Source organism: Spirosoma oryzae (assembly GCF_003002825.1).
GTDB classification, from domain to species: domain Bacteria; phylum Bacteroidota; class Bacteroidia; order Cytophagales; family Spirosomataceae; genus Spirosoma; species Spirosoma oryzae.
Map to the genome: position 1 here is coordinate 73,028 of NZ_PVTE01000015.1, position 20,149 is coordinate 93,176.

General features: G+C 51.3%; 16 protein-coding genes. 2 read left to right on the top strand and 14 right to left on the bottom strand.

Features of this window, described 5'->3' with window-relative positions; translation table 11 throughout:
- Positions 1–8 precede the first annotated feature (8 nt).
- The 4 genes from CLV58_RS17585 to CLV58_RS17600 all read right to left on the bottom strand — a co-directional run bounded on the left by CLV58_RS17585 (position 9) and on the right by CLV58_RS17600 (position 3,454).
- Entirely contained in the window at positions 9–1,421 is a 1,413-nt protein-coding gene (locus tag CLV58_RS17585; RefSeq protein ID WP_012931356.1) for an MBL fold metallo-hydrolase, read from the bottom strand.
- Between the two features lie 94 nt (positions 1,422–1,515).
- Positions 1,516–2,322, bottom strand: a complete 807-nt coding sequence (locus tag CLV58_RS17590; RefSeq protein WP_106139127.1) for a sulfite exporter TauE/SafE family protein — start codon at positions 2,320–2,322, stop codon at positions 1,516–1,518.
- Positions 2,323–2,430: 108 nt separating this feature from the next.
- A complete protein-coding gene (locus CLV58_RS17595) occupies positions 2,431–3,036 on the bottom strand; it encodes a Crp/Fnr family transcriptional regulator (RefSeq protein ID WP_106139128.1) in 606 nt (201 codons plus the stop codon).
- Between the two features lie 151 nt (positions 3,037–3,187).
- Positions 3,188–3,454: a methyltransferase family protein gene (locus CLV58_RS17600; RefSeq protein ID WP_106139129.1), complete on the bottom strand. Its 267-nt coding sequence runs from the start codon at positions 3,452–3,454 to the stop codon at positions 3,188–3,190.
- 142 nt (positions 3,455–3,596) lie between these two features.
- Between CLV58_RS17600 and CLV58_RS17605 the strand changes: the two genes are divergently transcribed.
- The gene (locus tag CLV58_RS17605; protein WP_106139130.1) at positions 3,597–6,680 is read left to right on the top strand and encodes a Tn3 family transposase; all 3,084 of its coding nucleotides are present in this window, start codon (positions 3,597–3,599) and stop codon (positions 6,678–6,680) included.
- Between the two features lie 206 nt (positions 6,681–6,886).
- A complete protein-coding gene (locus tag CLV58_RS17610; RefSeq protein ID WP_106139131.1) occupies positions 6,887–7,984 on the top strand; it encodes a hypothetical protein in 1,098 nt (365 codons plus the stop codon).
- A 173-nt stretch (positions 7,985–8,157) separates the two neighbouring features.
- On the opposite strand, the gene CLV58_RS17615 is transcribed toward CLV58_RS17610, so the two are convergent.
- The 10 genes from CLV58_RS17615 to CLV58_RS17660 form a co-directional block, all read right to left on the bottom strand.
- Positions 8,158–9,369 (bottom strand): glycosyltransferase family 61 protein, encoded by a 1,212-nt coding sequence (locus CLV58_RS17615; protein ID WP_106139132.1) that lies wholly within the window; start codon positions 9,367–9,369, stop codon positions 8,158–8,160.
- Between the two features lie 276 nt (positions 9,370–9,645).
- A complete protein-coding gene (locus tag CLV58_RS17620; protein WP_106139133.1) occupies positions 9,646–11,526 on the bottom strand; it encodes an efflux RND transporter periplasmic adaptor subunit in 1,881 nt (626 codons plus the stop codon).
- A 1-nt stretch (position 11,527) separates the two neighbouring features.
- On the bottom strand, positions 11,528–12,955 hold the full coding sequence (locus CLV58_RS17625; protein WP_106139134.1) for a heavy metal-binding domain-containing protein: 1,428 nt from the start codon (positions 12,953–12,955) through the stop codon (positions 11,528–11,530).
- Positions 12,933–14,177 carry a TolC family protein gene (locus CLV58_RS17630; protein ID WP_245882373.1) on the bottom strand — a complete coding sequence of 415 codons (1,245 nt, stop codon included), beginning with the start codon at positions 14,175–14,177 and terminating at the stop codon, positions 12,933–12,935. The genes CLV58_RS17625 and CLV58_RS17630 overlap by 23 nt, the downstream gene beginning before the upstream one ends.
- Before the next feature lie 28 nt (positions 14,178–14,205).
- A complete protein-coding gene (locus CLV58_RS17635; protein WP_106139136.1) occupies positions 14,206–16,164 on the bottom strand; it encodes an efflux RND transporter permease subunit in 1,959 nt (652 codons plus the stop codon).
- Between the two features lie 4 nt (positions 16,165–16,168).
- Positions 16,169–17,578, bottom strand: coding sequence for an efflux RND transporter permease subunit (locus CLV58_RS17640; protein ID WP_106139137.1), 1,410 nt, complete (start codon positions 17,576–17,578; stop codon positions 16,169–16,171).
- A 138-nt stretch (positions 17,579–17,716) separates the two neighbouring features.
- On the bottom strand, positions 17,717–17,932 hold the full coding sequence (locus tag CLV58_RS17645) for a heavy-metal-associated domain-containing protein (protein ID WP_106139138.1): 216 nt from the start codon (positions 17,930–17,932) through the stop codon (positions 17,717–17,719).
- Between the two features lie 234 nt (positions 17,933–18,166).
- On the bottom strand, positions 18,167–18,733 hold the full coding sequence (locus tag CLV58_RS17650) for a helix-turn-helix domain-containing protein (RefSeq protein ID WP_106139139.1): 567 nt from the start codon (positions 18,731–18,733) through the stop codon (positions 18,167–18,169).
- A 93-nt stretch (positions 18,734–18,826) separates the two neighbouring features.
- Complete coding sequence (locus tag CLV58_RS17655) at positions 18,827–19,333, bottom strand: DUF3347 domain-containing protein (protein WP_106139140.1); 507 nt, start codon at positions 19,331–19,333, stop codon at positions 18,827–18,829.
- A 32-nt stretch (positions 19,334–19,365) separates the two neighbouring features.
- Positions 19,366–20,145, bottom strand: a complete 780-nt coding sequence (locus CLV58_RS17660; RefSeq protein WP_106139141.1) for a hypothetical protein — start codon at positions 20,143–20,145, stop codon at positions 19,366–19,368.
- Positions 20,146–20,149 lie beyond the last annotated feature (4 nt).

The window sequence follows — 20,149 nt, forward strand, 5'->3', positions numbered from 1 at the left end:
GTGATAAATTACTGCTGGGTAGCGGGACAAACGAAATTAGTCGTGTTGAAACGCCCGGTTTGCTGCATAGCGGCAAACCCACCGGCAATGTCGATCAGGTTATCGAAGCCACGGGCCTTCAGAATCGACAGGGCCATCATGGAGCGGTATCCGCCTGCGCAGTGCACATAGACCGACCCTTCTTTTGGTATTTCCGCCATCCTGTCATTCAACGTATCAAGGGGTAGATTAATCGCCCCATCGATGTGCTCAGCGGCAAACTCGCCCGGCTTACGTACATCCACGAGGGTAAGCTCATCCAGCGCTAACCGAGTGGCCACTTCATCGGCTGAAAGAGACGGAATATAGTCAACCTCATGACCGGCATTGATCCAGGCGTTTAGTCCGCCATCCAGGTAGCCAATAACCTGATCGTAACCCACCCGGGCCAATCGAACCAGCGATTCAGCCGCTTTGCCCGCTTCTGTAATGAGCAAAATTGGCTGTCTCACGTCTGGGATGAGTGCGCCTACCCAGGGAGCAAACTGCCCATTCAGGCCAATATTAATGGCGTTGGGCACAAACCCGGTAGCGAAGAGTTGCGCGTCGCGGGTATCCAGCAGGAGCGCACCCGTCTGGTTGGCGGCCGCTTCAAAGGCCTGTGGGCTAAGTGGCTGCGCGCCCCGTTTCAACACGCGGTCAATCTGTTCATAGCCTTCCCGGTTCATGCGGACGTTTTCAGGAAAATAAGGGGGCGGTTTGGCTAGTCCGTCGGTTACTTCCTGAATAAATTCCAGCCGGCTCATGTCGGCTCGGAGCGCATAATTGACCCGTTTCTGATTGCCCAGCGTATCGCTGGTTTCTTTACTCATGCTCTTGCCACAAGCGGAGCCCGCTCCGTGAGCCGGATAAATCACTACGTTGTCCGGTAAGGGCATAATCTGGGTTCTAAGCGAATCGAAGAGCATGCCCGCTAAATCCAGCGTGGTCAATGCGGATCCCTGCGCCAGGTCGGGTCGCCCAACATCGCCAATAAACAAGGTATCGCCACTAAAAAGCGCGATGGGCAGCCGGTCCGCATCCAGGAGCAGATAACAGCTCGATTCAATCGTATGACCCGGTGTATGCAGTACTTGAATTGTTAGCGCACCCAGTGGAAACTCTTCTCCGGCGCGGGCACTATAGGATTCAAAGCCAGTCTGTGCGTTGGGGCCATAGATGATTGGTGCGCCTGCCTGGCGGGCTAAGTCAAGATGACCCGACACAAAATCAGCGTGCAGGTGCGTCTCAAATACATACTTAATCGTCGCCCCATCGCTATGAGCTTTCTCCAAATACGAAGCCACCTCCCGTAAGGGATCAATGACAGCGGCTTCCCCGTTGCTTTCGATATAGTAGGTTCCCTGCGATAAGCAACCGGTATAAATCTGCTCAATTTTCATAAAACGATTGGATTGACATACGGACTGAATAGTGAATCAAAACTAGGAAGTGGATTTCCGGGGTTCTGTGATACTTGTCACACAGCCCTCAAAATCATCTAAAAAGCAACTCTTTTGCCAGGATGAATACACCCATGCCCAGCACAAACCAGCCAAAGGCTTTCCGCAAGTGCTGCCCGGCGATATAACGGGCCAACTGACTGCCCAGAAAAATACCGCCCACGGAAAGTGCGGTAAATACGCTCAGAAAGCCCCAATCGATTACCTGGGCGGCTGGACTACTGGTAAACCCAACGAGTGAATTGAAGGCTATAATCAGCAGCGAACTACCAATGGCTGTTTTCATGGGCAACCGGGCAAAGAGCACCAGCGTCGGGATAATCAGGAATCCCCCACCCGCCCCAACGATACCGGTCACCAGGCCAACCAGCCCGCCCTCCAGGGCAATGACGGGAAAATTAGTTCCCTTATCCTCCCGCTCAGTTACGGAGACGGCTTTGTTCTCCCGAATCATTGAATAGGCTGCGGCCAGCATAATCAGCGCAAACAGAACCATCAGCGCGACTGGTTTCGTCAGCTCAAATCCGGCCCAAAGCGGAAGTCGAGCGGGAATATGAGGCAGCATAAACTGACGGGCCAGGATGACCGTAACCAGGGAAGGGAGTGCAAAGGCAACTGCCGCCGAGTAATTAATTAGTCCCTGTTTCATGTAATTAATTGACCCTACCAGGGAGGTAGTGCCGACAATGAACAGGGAATAAGCCGTTGACAGGATGGGATTAATGTGGAGCAGGTATACCAGAACGGGCAAAGTCAGTATACTGCCACCACCCCCTAGTAAGCCCAGGCTAATACCAATCAGAATGGATGAAGAGAAACCAGCGACTTGCAGAGTGGTCATAAACGCTACTTTTTTAACGAAAGTAGCGGGCCTTCTTTTAGGCTTCCGTGACAAATGTTACAGGAACCCTGAATTCTCCTAGAGTATGGCAATTTTATGGCGCATCAATTATATATGGGCTGCTTTCTCCAGCTGTTTCAGCAAGCGGGAAATCACTTCCCGTGACGTAGCCAGTTCCTGGGCGATTTCCTGATGGGTGATTGAAATGACGGTACACTGGCAGCTTTGGGTCTTTTTACGCAGATAAGCCAGTAGCCGTTCGTCGAGTTTATGAAACGCTACCTGATCGATTGTCCCTAGCAGATCGTTAAATCGCTTCTGGTACGTATGAAATATAAACTGTTTCCAGGTTGAATAGCGGCACATCCACTCATCGACTTTTTCCATGGGGATGGCAATCAGCTCGGTTTCTTCTTCGACCAGGGCCGTGATCTCACTTTTCTTTTGGCCCAGACAGCCGGTAAGCGACATGGCGCAGGAATCTAAACCGCCCAGATAATACAGAAGGGCTTCCCGACCCAGCTCATCCGGTCGCATGATCTTGACCGAACCGCGAATAATAATGGGTACGGACCGAATGTATTCGCCGGGTCGAATTAAATAAGCACCCGTGGGCACCCGCTTATAGAGTCCTGCCTGCGCCATGTCAGTCAGTAACGCGAGTTCGAACGTACCAGCAAACGTTTCCTGCAAATAAGTGGTCGTCAATGTCATCGAATAGTCCTTATATTAATAGGCTGATAGTGTAACAGTCAACATAACCGGCAAGTTGCTGAGTAAGAAAACTTGAGTCAATAGCCTTGGCAGGTATTTAGAATTAAGCATGTTGAATCATCTGTCGTCAACGTATCAAACGAAGTACGTTCTAACCAGTTTTTGACCAGTGTGGCACGAGCATGGGAACTCGTCGGCGATAGTGCCTGTAGAGTTCACCGAATTCCTCGATGAGTTTCCGCTCCTCGAAATAAATTCCAATGCGTATGTAAAGGCTGGCGGCCAAAAGGAAAATAAGGTTGGCCCAGGTGGGTTGATATACAAGAACGCCAAACAGCGCCAGAATCATCCCCAGATACAAAGGATGTCGTACATAGCGTAGAATACCATGTTCGCGAAATCCACCTTTAATATCCATTTATTTTGATGTCACTCAGTCGTAGTACGCAGTTGCAGATAGAATGATTCCTATTGGCTACTCAGTGGGTCTATGCGTTGCTCAGTTATTCCTAATCATTTATTTTCCCCATGAGCAGTGCTTACTTTCAATCGTCTGTTGAATGCCACGTCGAGCCTTTATCTCTGCTGAAGAGCGAATTCGATTTGATTCCCCGCCTGTATTAACTCAACAGCACCGAACCATCTTGCTGGATTTGCCAACCTGGGCTACGACCTATATGGGGCAAATCCAATCCTCAACCAATAAAATCGGCTTTTTGCTACAACTTGGCTACTTCCGAATCACTAACCGCTTCTTCGTGGCCGATCGATTTGAGCCTGACATCATCAATTGGCTCTGTGCAAGAACGCAGCTTGATCCCAACCAAATCGATTTAACTAAATATACCCGCAGCCGGACAGCCTTCCGCCACCGAGAAACCATTTTAGCTCATTTAGGCTATCAGGCTTTTGATCGGACCCACGAGCAGGAATTACTGGTAGAAGCCCAGCGATTGGCCCACCTCCAAACCCGCCCTGCTCTAGTGTTGGATGCCCTGACGGGTTATTTGCAGGAACGCCGGATTGAAATACCCCCCTATAATACGTTGCGGCTTATCCTAATTGAAGCGCTGCAATCCTTTCAAGCGAATCTGGAGCAAATTATTGACCGCTACCTCCAGGAAAACGACAGCCAATTATTGGATACGCTGTTGGGGCGGCAGAGCAGCCCAGCCGGTTCAGCTACTCAGTTATTTCCGTATCGACTGACTCACTTCAAACGAATCAGTCAGTCGATGCAGCCAGGTCAAATTAAACAGCGGGTCGAGCTATTCCGGGAATTAAAACTACTCTTTTCTCAGCTGGCTCCCTTGATTGTCCGATTAAATTTATCGGATGATGCAATCCGCTATTATGCGCAATACGTATTAGACACCCAGTCCAAACAGACTGTTCAACGCACCAGCGAACGGTACTTACGACTGATTGCATTTATTATTCATCAGTACTTAAGTGTGGGTGACGCATTAGTGCTCACCCTGCGACAGGCGGTAACCAACATTCTCAATGAATGTGAACAAACCCTCAAGGATGAGCAGTTCGAAAGCCGATACGCCAACGCCCAGTTGGTTCACCGGGTCACCCGGCGGAGCGACATCCATATTAAGGCGCTAGTTCAGATCGAAGAAATCGTTGATTTGCCGGGCCTGGAGGATGCCCAGAAGATTGACCAGATTCGGGACTTATTTCAACGTCATCGCCTGTCGGGTAACGATTTGCAAACCGATAAAGAGCGATTGATCGATCTGAAAACGGTCAATCAGTCTATTCATGACCGGGATGACTTCTATGACGCTTTGGAAAGAGCGTCGCTGAAGCTTCAGACTCGTGTGGCAGGAGTGGTCCAAGCCTTAGTTTTCGATGAGCAAAGCTCACCCCCCGCCCTGGTAGCCGCCCTTCGCCTGTTTCAAGCCACTAAAGGTGAACTCACTCAAAGTAATAACCTTCCTCTCGACTTTCTGGATATGGCGGACCGGCAACGCATCTTCACCCTAACCGGTAAATTGCGGGTATCACTCTACAAAGCGCTGTTGTTTTGGAAGATCCGTGATCATTTACGGGATGGCAGTCTAAATGTGTTGTCCTCCTATGAACATCGTGCTTTTGATGAATACCTGATACCCCGTCGCCAGTGGCAGATCCATCGTCAGGCGTATTTACAAAAAGCTAATCTACTTCGCTATGTAAAAGCCGAACCAACGTTAGCCAAGATCAATGAGCGACTCAACGCCCAGTTTAGGCTGACCAACCAGCACCTCAACACCAACGCCCAGGTTTATTTCGACAAGGCCGGGGATTGGCATTTACATCGTTACCGGGGGCGAGAATCAGAACAACCATCTCCTCAAACCAATCTCTATCCAACCAGCCGGGTCATCTCGTTGCGGGATGTGCTATTGGACGTGGATGAGTTAACGGACTTCCTGTCCGCCTTTGAACACCAGGGTTTCGCTCACAAACCGTCTCGACCCGACAATAGCCTGCTGTTAGCCGCCCTGATTGGTTATGGGGAGAATATTGGCATTCGCAAAATGGCCATGATTTCCAAAAACATTCCGATCAACAGTCTGGAAACCGTGGCAACTCACTACTTTTCGCCCGAAAGCGTCTTAAAGGCCAACGATCTGATTCTAACCAAAAGCAACGAATTACCCCTGACCGAACAGTTTCGGCGCCGGGCAAACTTTATTCAAACCGGCTCGGATGGTCAGAAATATGACGTATCAATTCCCCTCTTACGGGCTTCAGCCTCTTACAAGTATTTTGGCAATGGTCAGGGCATTACGATTTACTCCCATCTGGATGAAGCCGGTCAGTTAATTTATTCGACGGCGTTTAGTGCCGCTGATCGGGAAGCCCCGTACATGCTGGACGCCATTACGTATAATGAAGTGATTACACCTGACGCCCACGCCACCGACCAGCACGGCTTTTCGGAACCTATCTTCGGGGTTACCGGCCTGATTGGCGTGGAGTTTCGTCCTCGCTTTGCCTCGATCCATCGACAGCGGCTTTACAGCCTTGATGCCGTATCAATTTATAAAGAGCAGGGGTGTCGGATTGGGCCAGATGCGCGTATCGATTATGAGCATGTTGTCAGTCAATGGGATGAGATTCTGCGTTTGGTGGCCACGATCAAACTAGGCTACGCTAAAGCATCACAGCTTTTTAAGCGGCTTAATTCGTACGACCGACAGCATCCACTTTACCGGGCATTACGGGATTTAGGGCGTTTGTTCAAGACGGAATACATTCTGCGTTATATCAGCGAACCCCAGTTGAGGGAAACCGTTGAGGGAATTCTAACCCGCGTGGAACATGCCAATCGGTTTGCCAAAGCGGTCAATCTGGGCAATAATGGCGAGCTTGGCTGGGCTACGTATCAGGAACAATTAATTGCTGAGGGCTGTAAGCGTTTAATCATGAACGCCATCAATTACTGGAATCTCTTGTACTTAAGTGAACAGCTCAAACGTTGTGCGAATTCGGCGGAACGTAAGGTTTTATTGGAAGCCATTCTGCAAACTAACACCCACACCTGGCATCATGTCAATCTGCAAGGCGAGTATGATTTTAGCGACGATAGCCCCCTATCGACTATCTTTAAATTGCATGAGATACTCAGTGCCAGAACAGTAAAATAGATTCGTAAAATGAACGTGACGAATTTGCTCCCTTTTTTTAGATTTACCCCGTAAGATGAAATAAGTGTCGATTTTGTTGCCCTAGTTGTGACAATCTCTTTTCGATGGAGCAAAATCCTTTACGCTGCCCGCAATGCGGAACATATCGATTCATAAGGCACCGTTTAATTCGTTTCGGAAAAGAACCTCGCGCTTATACTATGCGTATGCCCGTATACGAATGCGATGCTTGCAGTATTAAGCCAGAATCTGTTGTCCCTCTTGGCGGTCAGCGACTTACTCACTTCCGGGATGCTGTTCTTGACGGGATTACCGAAGATGGGCCAACAATAGAAATTTCATTCAAATATCTATTTGCAGAAGTCGATGTATCGGCCAAGTTTGGTCGTTTCGATAACTTAGGTTTCGATTATGATCCCCTTGATTATTACTTCATACCTGGTCTATATCGGGATATGGATATAGGTTATTTAACCCCTGCATTCTTTGATAGAGAGGTATTGCTACACTACAACAACCATCCTGATTACTCGGTGAAATTGACTTCGTTTTCATCAGGTAACATCTATCAAAAAGGTGAACGATTGTTTAGTTGGGGATTCGGGATAAACCGTGGTGGGCTAATTTTCATGTGGCTTGGAGATTTGAAGAAGGACTTTAATGAGGAAAATGAACGGGATAGGAAACGCTTCTTGGCCAGTAATGTGGCTTCCGACCATGACATCGTTTCCAAATTTTACTTCAGCCAAATTCCATTCACTATTCAGGACGCATTTCAGGAGTCGGATAATGAATCGAAGGTGTTCTCACTCAAAAACCAGTTTGATGAACGTATCAAGAAAGAATTTGGGTTCAACATTGCCAAGATCGATATAGAACGTTTAGCTGAGTATTATCGACCGCCTATCTTGGAGGATAGGGAACAAATCTTGAATGCATATCTGAGCTTGACCAAATACCTTATCGAGTCGCTACAGATTGAAGACCTAAAACGGCTCCTGATCGAACGGGGGGTGCCGCCGAAGGAGTTGAAAGGCTTAGGTAGTCTAAAAGTATTTGAGCGGTTTATAAATATTGTTCTCAAACTACCTGATGAACGTGGTATTATGACACCGTTGTACGTGCTATATGACCTTAGATTGTTACAGGGCCATTTGGCTATCGACAGCTTTGGTGAAAATTACGAAAGTTGCAAGAAGCGTCTCGATGCTGAAAGTATCACTGCGGAGTTTGAGTTTTTCGGGATCGTTGTAAAAAGCTTGATCAGCATGTATGAAACGCTTCTGGCCTACCCTAATTCCTAATTCGTTTAGACTAGTTATCTGCAATTTTTTACTGCTATCATTGACTACAGTTTCTGAACCGTCCGATTAACACAGACTGAGCGATCATTTTATGTGACCGCCCAGTAGAAGATTTTATACGCTTGTCGAAAAAAAATACTTATTTCTGCTGGCTTACAAGCCATAAGCGAAGCTTATTTGGCGAGTAAAAGTTTCTCCAGGCACCGCTCCAACTCGCCAACCGACACGTACATATCATCCTCTAGCCCTTCAGCCCAACCTCCCGTTCCAGCCGGACCGTGGAAGTAAGCCGAATAGCGGAGGCCAAGTAGTTCAGCCAGATACCGAAAGAAGTCCGGAAAGTAGGTTGGCGAGAACAACTCGAACAGATGGGTGCCCGGCTGACACCAGAGAATGTTGGTGAACGATGCTCCGTGTGGCCCAACGATAAACTCAGCACGTTGATAAATGGCTATCTGTTCGGCTACCGGCCGGGGTTTGTCGTCGATAATCTCAAAATCATACTGCCGCAGTAAGGCGATAACTTCCGGCTCATTAAGAATCCGGCGACGGCCCGAACGGCTGATGTAAACCCGAGTTCGGGGGCCGGTAGCAGGCGGTATCCGGGCCAGCACGTTTTTTCGGAGCGCGGCAATATCCGCACTGTTCGGATAGAACCAGTGGCCCACGTTGGCTAAAATGCACTTGTCAAAGGTAACCCTGGTTTTCCGGCTATCGACGATCCGGTCGCCATCGATTCCTAACAAAGCAAGGTATTCCCGTTCGTAGGCTGTCTCGAAAAGTGGGTATGACACCAAGGCCTCGCTAAAAACGGATTCAGGCAGACTTTCTTTAACACGGCATAGTTTTCCTGCCACTAAAAGAACAAAGTCATAATATCCTCCCCACATAGCACCGTCCAGATAATGGCTCCAGGGGGCAATCAGGGTAGTCGTATGACGGGTATTTCGTGTAGCGGGAGGGAGGAAATTTCGGTAAAAATCGTCCGTGTTGATATCCAGACAAAGCGCCTGCTGCTGAATAAGGATACTACCGTAGGGAAGCTGTTTACACTTAAAATCATGAGCGTCATAACGCCAGACGGAAACCGGTAGAGTGACTGCTGGTTTAGGCGTATAATAAACCTTCTCAGGTAATGCTAAATCGACTACTTCTGGTAACCTCACAACATTGGCCGGATGAACAGCCAACCGGTGAGGTCCTAAAAGAGAATCTGTCTGTTTGCTGTCCAATAATCGAATTCTAAACAGGCGATGTAAAAGCCATGGGGTTTTTGGCAATAGAAATTGCCGGAGTTTGTCTGGCACTCGAACTCGTTTAAGCAGATGTTTTCCTAAGTGAGCATACCCACCGGTTGATTGAGAGAAGAATAAGGTAAGACTCATAAGGTAGATAAGGTGGGTCAAGCTATGTCAACTGTGGAAACTTACCGGGCCGATCGGGGTTGGTAATGAACCAGCCATGGTTATCCAGGCACCACGTCTTGACTTTCCCCAGTACCTGAGTGGTTGTGGTCAAGTTGTACAAAGAGTGCGCTTTCTATTGACGCACTTTTGAATAGGTAGTTACCAGAAAAGACAACAATCCAATAATTTTACAAGCCACACCGTAACGTTACAATAGACACTACCGCTGAATCTTACTTCAGGCTTGGCGTAGCCTTACCTAAGCACTTCCTTTGTTTCCCCGCAAGTCAGCATCTGATCACCGAAGTAAGGGTTTCGGATGGGTTTTTCGTCGCTGAGCCAGTAGCTACCATTACTGTTTAAAGCCATCGGGCAGTATTGCCGATATATGGGCTTGTCCGTGATATCAAACGCTTTAACGCTACGGTATAAACCGTCCTCAAACTGTGCGTAGGCCGTGCGTTGTTGCTCCAGATCGCCCGTGCTGCGAATCACTTTCAAGGCCGCGTTCATCGCGTTCAGGTACTTCATCCAATCCGTATGCGCCTGACCGGAAAGGAGCATCATGTCCACGCCCGACAGAGCCTTTTCTACCCCACCCGCAGCAACCTTGCTCCGGTTAGCATCGGAGCTGACGAGCGATTCTGTCAGTTTTAGTGAAGCTTCGTAAACCCCCGTCAGCTGTTTTTTGAACCCATCCGGTGCCGTATGGATGTTGGGTATTCGGGAAGCTGACGTGGCCTTGTTAGTGACTGCCGGTACCGGGGTGGGATTTGTCTCGCCGTTAGGAGTCGACTTCACCCCCTCGTCATCCGGCTTTTGTGTGAACGGGTTTACGCCTTTTTTGAGAATTAGTTCACTATAGAGCAGATACGCTCCTGACATGGCAATAGTCTCGTCGCCGTTTAGCCCTTTCATGATGGCTACGCGCTGATCGGTCTCGGTGCCGGTCTGTACCAGGCGTGGCTGAAAGGCCGTCCCATCGGTAGGGCGGTTTTCCGACTGCCGACCCGTCTGCACGAATACCACAGCACCCTGCCCCGCCCGCACGACTGCATCAACTGGCAGGGTGAGCCCCCGCTGTACGCCATGACGCAGCAGCACCCGCGCCTGCTGACCCGGCTGATAGCGTCCCCCCGGATTTGGCATCACCGCCCGCATCACCAGCACCTGGCTCCCCGCCCGGTATTCTGGATTAATAAACGCGATTCGTGCGGTTTGCGCTTGCCCTCCTTCGTACCCAACCACCTGCACAGGAAGCCGGTCACCCACCTTCACATACTTCGCTTCCCCAGCGTATAGTTCGGCTTCGACCCAAAGCTGACTCAGGTTAGCCAACCGGTAGAGCAATGCTCCTTCGCCCACGTACTGTCCCTCACTGACCACTATTTCCGTCACGGTGCCGCCCGACGGTGCTACAAACGGGATGCGAGGCAACACCTTTTTCGTCCGGACTAATCCAGCAATCTGGTCGGCAGTCATGCCGTATAGCCGAAGCTTTTGCTCGGCAGCTTGCCGAAACTGGCTGTATCGCTTTTCGGTAGTCCCTAATTCTGCTTCCTGTTGCAGGGCAATCAAATACTCTTGCTGTTGCGTAAGCAGCGGTTCGCTGTATATCTCGTAAAGTACCTGCCCTTTTCGGATCGGCTGGCCCGTCTCTTTCACAAAGAGTCGTTCAATCCGCCCAGCTACGCGGCTACTGATGACATCAGTCTGCTGCTGGTCGGCGGCTAACCGGGCATTCAGGACCGTGCTGTTTCCAATGCTACCCGACGACACGGGTTGTACTGTTACATTGGCTAGTTGCATCTGGCTGGCACTAAGTACAATCTCTGCCGCCTTCTCGCCCGTCTTCGCTACGGGTACCAAATCCATGCTACAAATGGGGCACGTACCCGGCGACGATTGCACAATTTGCGGATGCATCGGACAGGTATAGGCGGAGTGCAGCTCAGTCGCGCTCCCTTCTTCATTTAGGCTGTGATTATGACTACTAGGGTCGTCAGCACCGGCAATTTGTGCGGAGTGCCGCCCAGTAGAATCGGTTCCTTTTGATGAGGTTGATCCGCCCGATTCGCAGCTGGCATTGAGCAACAGCATGAGTGCCGCCAATCCGTATATCCATCGTCGTGTCATGTCATGGGGTAGCCGGGCGCGGCCCGGCCTGCGTTACGTTGACGAAGCTTTCACTATCAATTAAAAACTGTGCATTTTGGGCCACCGTCTGTTCTTCGGTTAAACCGTTCCGAATGGCTACAGAGTTACCCGAACGAATACCCGCCTGGATCCGCACGGGTCGGTAGGTATTCTTTGTCTCACCCTGAATAAACACGACCTGTTCGTTACCTAAATCCAGGACGGCGGTTGCCGGTAGCCAAAGCCCTTCTGTCGCCTTTCGCTTAATTTGAGCGCGTGCCAGTTGGCCGACGCGCACCGAATTGCCACCCGGTAGATAGGCGCGTATGGTCACAAATGGATTGCCATTCTCGACGAAAGGCACTACGAGGCTTACCCGTGCCGAACGCGAAGGCCCGCCCGTCTGGTCGAACGAGATGGCCAATGCATCACCAGGTTTGATGCCAACAGCATCACGGGCGTATAGCCGAAATTCGGCCCATAACCGGCTTGCATTTGCCACTCGAAACAGGGTTTGACCTGTTTGTACGTACTGCCCTTCACGCAACAACAGCGCACCACCGATAGCCCCGCCCCCGGTTGAAGGAGACGACTGAGCGAAAGTGATTTCGTCAGTGCCGGACGAATTCATTCCGCCACCGCCCATACCGGCATCTCCACCACCGCCCATGCTACCCGCAGCGGGCGTAGGGGCGGCAGGTGTAGCCGCATTTTCCTCCACCACGTAACCATCGTAGGGGCTGAAAACAGGCAGAGAATAGTTGGGTTTGCGCGTGCGGACGAGGTCAGTAACCTGCCCGTCCGTTAAGCCAAGCAGCCGAAGCTTTTGCTTGGCTGCGGCAATCAGGGGAGCGTTGCCCGTATCCGCATCCAGCAGGTATACTAGTTCGCGCTGGGCCGTAACGATGTCGGGGCTGTAGAGTTCCAGCAGCTTCTGTCCTTTACGAATGGGCTGGTAGTTGAAACGCACGTACAGCTTTTCCACCCGTCCTTCAAAGCGGGCCGGAATCGTGTAGAGTCGCCGGGTGTCGTAGGTAACGATACCGTCGGTTTCAACCATCACGTCTTCGCCGCGCCGTTCAGGATGAACTGTCGCAATGTTGGCCACAACAACCGAGTTTGTTGGTTGCAGCAGAGCTTCTAGATCAGCATCAACCACTACGCTATCCCCGCTCACACCCGCTTTTTTCACTAAGTCCATACCACAAATAGGACAGGAGCCGGGTTTGTCCTGCACGATCTGTGGGTGCATCGGACAAGTATAGGCTTCCGCTTCAGTTGCGTGGTTATGCCCGTCGTGGATACCGGTATTCGGGTTAGCCGGTGCATTTACTTCCTTGTTTTCATTGCTCCTGTTGCAGGCAGAAGTAAGCAGCAAGGATGCGGCCACCCCCCATACCCAGGCTCTATTTCTCCAGTTCCCGTTCATAGCTGACAATCATGCGGTAGTAGTCTCCAAGCCGCGTCAGGTAGTCCATCTGCGTCATGTTCAGTGTTTCCCAGGCATCAATCACCACCGGCAATTCGCCTTTGTTTTGCTCATAGGCGATTACCTGCGTATCGTAATTCTTACGAAGCGTGGGGATTACCCGTCGTTCGTAGTTGTTTAACTGCGTGCGCATCGTCCGAATATCGGTCAGCATCTGTGCCACCATTCCCTGCGTTTCGTTGAGCATCCCTTCTCGCTCATAGCGCATAGCTTCAATGTCCTGCTGCATTCCCTTAATTTCAGCTTTGTACATCCGGGAGGCCCAGGGAACAATTGGAATTGAAATCATGCCCATCAGTGTAAACTGTGTGGGCATCATGCTCTTAACCCCGGCGAATGGCTGCATATGGTCGAATCGGATGCGGAAGTCGGGCCGGGCCTGCACCTTTTGTGCTTCAATGCCCGCCTGCATACTTAGAATCTGCCGGTCCATCCGCCGTATGTCCGACCGTACCTGTCCAATTTCTTCTGTTGTTGGTAAGGCCGGTTGCGGTTCGACAGGCCGGAGGGTTGTGTCAATGCTGAAGGGTTCGGTTCGGGGCTGGTTCATCAGCGTATTCAGGCCAATGCGTTTGCGCTCGATGTCGGCTTCAGTCATCGTCACCATATTATCCAGTTCGTAGAGCCGACCCTCTGCCTTGTACACGTTACCCAGACTACCCTGCTGGTATGGGTAGCGGATGTCAGCCAGTTTTTTCATCAGTTGTAGAATGCGTCGGTTTTCAGCCAGCACCCCCCGCCGTTTTTCCAGTACGAGCCAGTCGAAATAGAGTTGTTTGGCATCCGAGCGGAGTCGGTTGAGGGTCACCCCCCGGCCAGCTTCCTCGACAGCCGCTTTCGACTGCTGGAATACCTGCGTAGCCCGTTGCTTTACCGGATTAGGAATGTCCTGTTCGACCGAAATCATACCAAAACCTTTATCGCGCTCGTCCATAACCATTTGTGCTGGATAGGGAGCCATGAACGTACCTGCGCCAACCATTGGGGCCATCCAGCTACGCGCCCCCTCAGCGTAGGCGCGGGCAGCAGCGGCCCGGCTACCGTAGGGTTTAAGCAGCGGATTATTCAGGTCAATACGGGCCAACACACTGTCTAGGGGCAGTATAGGGGAGGTCCCGCTCCGGCGTTCCGGTTGCACGGGTATCTGCCCATAGCTGCACATCGCCAGCAGGAAAAGAGTAGTTATGAGATTAATGCGAAGCATCTAACACGTCGAGTTTACCAAACTTACGTAATTCGTACTCCTTGGTCATCAGGAAGATGAGCGGAGTCACTAACAGAATGTGCGTGGAGGATGTCAACACTCCCCCGATCATGGGCAGCACGATAGGCAACATGACATCGCTACCCACGCCAGCCGCCCACAACACCGGCACTAAGCCGAACAAAGCCACCGATACGGTCATGATTTTGGGCCGAAGCCGTTTGGCCGCCCCGTTGATGACGTATTCGCGTAGTTCCTCACGGCTGATGGTGTCGCGGGAGTTGCCCCGCCTGGCGACCAATTGCTTCATGGCATCGTTGAGGTAGATTACCATTACGACACCTGTTTCGACCGCAATACCGAACAAGGCGATGAAACCCACGGCCACAGCCACCGACAGGTTCACCCCATAGAAATAGACCATGTACGCCCCGCCGATCAGCGCGAAAGGAATCGTAATCAAACTCAGAAACGCTTCCCGCGCCGAACCAAAGGCCAGATAAAGCGAGAGGAAAATGACCACCAGCACAATGGGTGCAATCAGCAGCAGCGTTCGTTGCCCCCGGATGAGGTTTTCGTACTGTCCGCTCCATTCCAGAAAGTAGCCGTTGGGTAGGGTCAATTCCCGGTTCACTTTGGCGATAGCTTCCTGCACTGTTCCGCCCAAATCGCGGTCACGCACATTGAACATCACCGCCCCCCGTAGAAGGGCATTGTCTGACGTAATCATCGGTGGGCCATCCTCGAACTTTACCGTGGCCACCGCCGAGAGGGGAACCGTACCGAAAGCGGCCGTAGCGATGGGAATGCGCCGGATGCGCTCGACGCTGTTGCGATAGTCCTGCGCCAGCCGCACGTTGATTGAGAACCGCCGTCGCCCTTCGATAGTCTGCCCTATGGGGGAGCCACCAATGGCCGATTCAACCACGCCGTTTACGTCGTCCACGCTCAGGCCATAGCGACCCAGTGCCTCCCGGTTCACGTCGATGGTCAAGTATTTCCCACCTGTAACGGGTTCAACGTAAAGGTCCTTCACGCCCGGCACCCCGTTTAAAGCCGCCTTGACCTGTTCAGATACGGCATATATGCTGTCGAGCGACTGTCCATGTACCTTGATGCCGACATCGGTACGGATGCCCGTGGAGAGCATATTGATGCGGTTAATGATCGGCTGCGTCCAGCCGTTGACCACACCCGGAATCTGAAGCTTGGCATCCAGTTCGTTGATCAGGTCTTTTTTGGTGATGCCTTCTCGCCACTGATCCTTCGGCTTGAGCATGATAATCGTCTCAATCATGCTGATGGGTGAGTTGTCGGTGGCGGTCGAAGCCCGGCCCGCCTTACCCAGCACCTCATCGACTTCCGGCACCGACTTGATAAGCTTGTCCTGCACCTGCAAAATCCGTTTGGCTTCGGCGTTGGATACGTCGGGTAACGTAACCGGCATAAACAGAATGCTTTGTTCATCCAACGGCGGCATAAACTCCGAACCAAGACTCATCAGCATCGGTACACTTACAGCAAGTGCCAGCAGATTGATACCTATTGTCGTTTTGCGCCACCGCATCACCCACCGGATTACGGGTTCATAGACCCGCTCCAGGAAGCGGTTAATCGGGTTGGCGTGGTCGTCTTTGAAGCGGCCCTTCATGAACAGCGACAGCATAACCGGAGCCAGCGTTACGACCAGCACGGCATCGACCAACAGGATAAAGGTTTTAGTCCAGGCCAGCGGATGAAATAGCTTACCTTCCTGCCCAGTCAGCAGAAACACCGGCAAAAACGAGGTGATAATGATGATTGTCGAATAGAATACCCCCCGCGACACTTGAATACTCGACTGTTCGATGATCGCCAGCCGCTCGTCTTCGGGTATTTCTGCATAGTCTTTAGAACGAACGCGGCCCGGACCGTAGCCCAGCCATCCTTTTATCGTCTTCCACATAATCTCAGCGTGTTTGCGGAGTTGGTTTAACCAGGCGCGATCCGGCGTCCGATTGCCCGTTGTTGTGTCCTCCTTGTCCGTTATTACCCGTGGCCGGTGCCGCGCCGTTGACTGGCCCCGGTGGTACTTCAGATGGCTGTCTGTTGGTTAACTCAGCCTGCCGAATAGCTAAGTTCTTGTACGCATTTTCGGCCATGATGATGCCATTATCGACGATGACCCCGATAGCTAGTGCGATGCCCGTCAGGGACATGATGTTGGAAGAAATATTAAAGGCGTTGAGCAGAATGAAGCTTGTAGCGATGGTAATAGGAATCTGAATGATAATGCTGATAGCTGACCGCCAGTGTAACAGGAATAGAATCACTACCAGCGATACCACAATCATCTCTTCAATCAGTGTGTGCTGAATCGATGCAACCGATTCCTGAATCAGCCCGCTGCGGTCGTAGACGATGTTGAACGTAACGCCTTTGGGAAGACCCTTGGCGACTTCTTCCATTTTCTTCTTGACATTGCCAATCACCTCGTCGGCGTTCTCACCGTAGCGCATCACCACAATGCCACCCACGGCCTCACCCTGTCCGTTCAGATCGAAGATACCCAGCCGGGTTTCGCCCGTCATCTGAACCGTCGCTACGTCGGCTACGCGCACTGGAACGCTACTGATCGTCTTCAGTGGAATGTTCTGGATCTGCTCGACTGATTGTAGATAACCCGTCGTTTTAATGATGTAACCAATTCCGCTGAGTTCAAACTTGCGCCCTCCCGCTTCATTGTTGTTAGCCCTAATAGCCCCAATGACCTGCGGCACGGACAGGCCGTAGTAAGTCAGTTTGTTAGGGTCAAGCGTCACCTGGTACTGCTTCTGAAAGCCACCGAACGACGCAATCTCGGCCACGCCCGGCACATTCTGCAAACCAAATTTTACGTACCAGTCCTGTACGGCCCGCTGTTCGCCGAGGTCCATGCCTGGCGCGTTCAACGTGTACCATAGAATATGTCCCACGCCCGTTCCGTCTGGACCAAGCGTCGGCGAAACGCCCCCCGGCAGCAGCCGAGCCGCGTAGTTAAGCCGTTCCAGTACTCGCTCCCTCGCCCAATACACCTCTGTGTCGTCGTTGAAAATGACATACACGAAACTCATACCGAACATCGAAGTGCCCCGCACGTACTTCACCTGCGGAAGTCCCTGAAGATTCGTTACTAAGGGGTAGGTAATCTGGTCTTCAATGAGCTGTGGAGAGCGTCCCATCCACTCAGTAAAGACGATGACCTGATTCTCCGACAGATCGGGGATCGCGTCAATCTTACTCGTCTTCACCGAAAATATACCCCAAGCAAATAGGCCGGCTGCGATGAGCAGGACGACGAATCGGTTACGGAGCGAAAATTTTATCAAGTCTTCAATCATACCGATTGGCCGGCAAGTCGGTCCAGGCGACCCGCCCTGTTTAGTGTCTCGTCTGTGATGAGTAATTCCAACGGGGCAACCCAAAAAAAAAGCCGCCCGGTATTCGTGGCGGCTTTTTGAGCAAAAGGTACGACTGGTTTACCCGGCCATCACCTCGGCTTTATAGCCCGCCTGTTGAACGGCAGCTTTGACTGTGTCGGCTGTAACCGCTTCCGTCTGCACCGTCAGTATTTTATCAGGATTCCGCGTATCAACCTGCCAGTTGCCAGCCCCGACAGATTCGTTCAAAAAAGGCGTTACCGTGGCAATGCAGCCCCCACACTTGATATTGGTTTTTAGTTTAATCGTTGCCATGGCCGTTTACAGGTTTGTCTAAATTACCCTGCAAAGGTTGTTGTAAATCGGGGCGGGTCCGTTATACAATTCCCGCACCCGCTTGCAAGATTTTACCAATTAAATCAACCAGCCTCCCTTTTAACTAGCGTTTAGAACACCGCCAAACTCATATAGAAGGGAAGAAAAAGCCTACCAGTGAAAAATTTCATGTTTCAGTGATTAATGGCTGATAATCAGCTAAAAAATTGAGCGCTAGATCCAATCTAATGGGTTACGATCCGCCGTGTTTTGGTCCCGGTAGGTGGCTGGTGTAAGCCCCGTTATTTGCTTAAACTGATTAGTTAGGTAGGCCACGCTGCTGTAGCCCAACTGTTTGGCAATATCGCTGATGGGCATTTCGTCGTAGCTCAACAATTCTTTAGCCCGTTCCACCCGTTGCATAATCCAGAATTTCTCGATGGTCAGGTTTTCTGTTGAGGAAAACAAATGGCTAAGGTGTGCGTAATCCAGCCCGACGTTTTCCGATAAATAATCGGAGAGCGTTGTCCGAAGTTCGGCAATCCGGCCACTCTGAATCAAGTCGATAATAAGTGTTTTGACCTGATTGACGGCGCGGGTAGTTTTATCGGTTAACAGGGCGAACCCATGCCCTTCCAGCATCGGACGGATGAGGGTGATGTCAACGGGAGTTCCACTGACAACTGCCCGGCCCAGTTCTACCTGATCCACCGAATAGCCGAGCCGTTCCAGTTCGGTTCGTACGACCCAGATGCAGCGGTCGCACACCATGTTCTTGATAAATAATTCCTGTTGGGCCATCGTCTATAAGTGGCCCTGGAAAGCGCCTATTCTTTGGTACGACCGTAGAATGGAACTATCTCCGGGGCGTTTACTGCCGCTTCGGCGGTCCGATTAAATTTCTTCCTTTACTGAACCACACTTCAGCATTTTATCGCCGTAGTAAGGGTTGCGTACTTCACGCTTATCGCTCAACCATGATGCACCTTTACCTTCAGCGGCCATCGGGCAGAATTGCACGTAGGTTGGGGCCGGTACGCCGGAGCGGGCCTCCCGCTTAGCGGTTTTGGTGGCTTTGGCTAACGCGATCATGCTAGCTGAGAGACCCTCAAAAGCTTCGCGCTGTGCGTCCACGTCTGTGCTCTTGCCGATAACAGTTGCCTTTGTTTTTGCTGTAGCCAGCGCGTTCTTGTCAGTGGCCGACAGTTTGGCCACATCCACTTTGCCCAAGGCAGTTACCAGAGCCGTTGCTCCGGCCTTAGCTTTGGCTCCATCGGTAGCCACTAAAGCATCTTTCACGTTATAATAGGCCATAAGTGCCGGGGTAGTTGTCTGTGCCGAAGCGACGAGCGAGAAGAGCGACAGTCCCAGGATGGCCATGGTCAATCGAATCGTTTTCATTGGTTATGGAGAATTAGTAAATGGAACATGAATTAAGAAGTTAGTCGAACGGGTTTTCCCCCCGACTTCGCGCGTCGGCGTAAGCCGGGCGATGAAACGAAGTAGAGTGCAAACCCTGATGAAATGGTGAGTAGTCCCAGCACTGAAAAAGCCCGGAGCAACCCATTGTTGATGTCGTCGCGGCCCTCGTAATCCATCGTGTGCAGCATCCAGAACAAATCGAATACGCGCCAGGGGTCTGTGCGAACGCTTTGTACAGTGCCCAGTTGAGCCGCTATATAAACCGTCGCATGAGCTGGTTGCTTAAACGTCACCGCGTAGGCAGGCAACGGTTTTTCACGGTATTCGTGGTGGCCATTTGTACTCGTCAGATACTCGACTTGTTCGACAGTGGATGGCCCGGCAAAGCGTTGTTTGGCTAACGCCATAGCCTCTGCCTGCGTCAGTTCACCGCGGAGTTGTCCCGTCGTCGCGTCGGCCAGCTGCACATGGATCATTGCGTGGCCTTTACCGTGCTGCATTCGGTAGTTTAGCTGGTAAAGGGGTTGGTTCAATACGTCGATAAGGGCTATATTCAGGACAGAATCGACACCTTTTTGCTGCAAAGCCCGTAGGGAAACCGAGGGTGAAACCAGCGACAGCGAAGCCGGAAATGTGGTAGCCGGGCGTTTGAGGTGGTCGCCATGAATGTCATCCAGATTCGACCAACTGAAATACAGCCCGCCCAGCGTCCAGAGCAGAAACTGAATGCCGATAAACAGCCCCAGATACCGGTGGGTTTTGCGAATACGAAGATGCCAGGCTCGATTCATCTGA

Coding starts and splice junctions, on each gene's coding strand:
- CLV58_RS17590 (WP_106139127.1), bottom strand. CDS start 2,322: ATGACCACTCTGCAAGTCGCTGGTTTCTCTTCATCCATTCTGATTGGT.
- CLV58_RS17595 (WP_106139128.1), bottom strand. CDS start 3,036: ATGACATTGACGACCACTTATTTGCAGGAAACGTTTGCTGGTACGTTC.
- CLV58_RS17585 (WP_012931356.1), bottom strand. CDS start 1,421: ATGAAAATTGAGCAGATTTATACCGGTTGCTTATCGCAGGGAACCTAC.
- CLV58_RS17630 (WP_245882373.1), bottom strand. CDS start 14,177: ATGTGCAGCTATGGGCAGATACCCGTGCAACCGGAACGCCGGAGCGGG.
- CLV58_RS17625 (WP_106139134.1), bottom strand. CDS start 12,955: ATGAACGGGAACTGGAGAAATAGAGCCTGGGTATGGGGGGTGGCCGCA.
- CLV58_RS17640 (WP_106139137.1), bottom strand. CDS start 17,578: ATGATTGAAGACTTGATAAAATTTTCGCTCCGTAACCGATTCGTCGTC.
- CLV58_RS17655 (WP_106139140.1), bottom strand. CDS start 19,333: ATGAAAACGATTCGATTGACCATGGCCATCCTGGGACTGTCGCTCTTC.
- CLV58_RS17650 (WP_106139139.1), bottom strand. CDS start 18,733: ATGGCCCAACAGGAATTATTTATCAAGAACATGGTGTGCGACCGCTGC.
- CLV58_RS17620 (WP_106139133.1), bottom strand. CDS start 11,526: ATGACACGACGATGGATATACGGATTGGCGGCACTCATGCTGTTGCTC.
- CLV58_RS17610 (WP_106139131.1), top strand. CDS start 6,887: ATGCCCGTATACGAATGCGATGCTTGCAGTATTAAGCCAGAATCTGTT.
- CLV58_RS17660 (WP_106139141.1), bottom strand. CDS start 20,145: ATGAATCGAGCCTGGCATCTTCGTATTCGCAAAACCCACCGGTATCTG.
- CLV58_RS17605 (WP_106139130.1), top strand. CDS start 3,597: ATGCCACGTCGAGCCTTTATCTCTGCTGAAGAGCGAATTCGATTTGAT.
- CLV58_RS17645 (WP_106139138.1), bottom strand. CDS start 17,932: ATGGCAACGATTAAACTAAAAACCAATATCAAGTGTGGGGGCTGCATT.
- CLV58_RS17635 (WP_106139136.1), bottom strand. CDS start 16,164: ATGTGGAAGACGATAAAAGGATGGCTGGGCTACGGTCCGGGCCGCGTT.
- CLV58_RS17615 (WP_106139132.1), bottom strand. CDS start 9,369: ATGAGTCTTACCTTATTCTTCTCTCAATCAACCGGTGGGTATGCTCAC.
- CLV58_RS17600 (WP_106139129.1), bottom strand. CDS start 3,454: ATGGATATTAAAGGTGGATTTCGCGAACATGGTATTCTACGCTATGTA.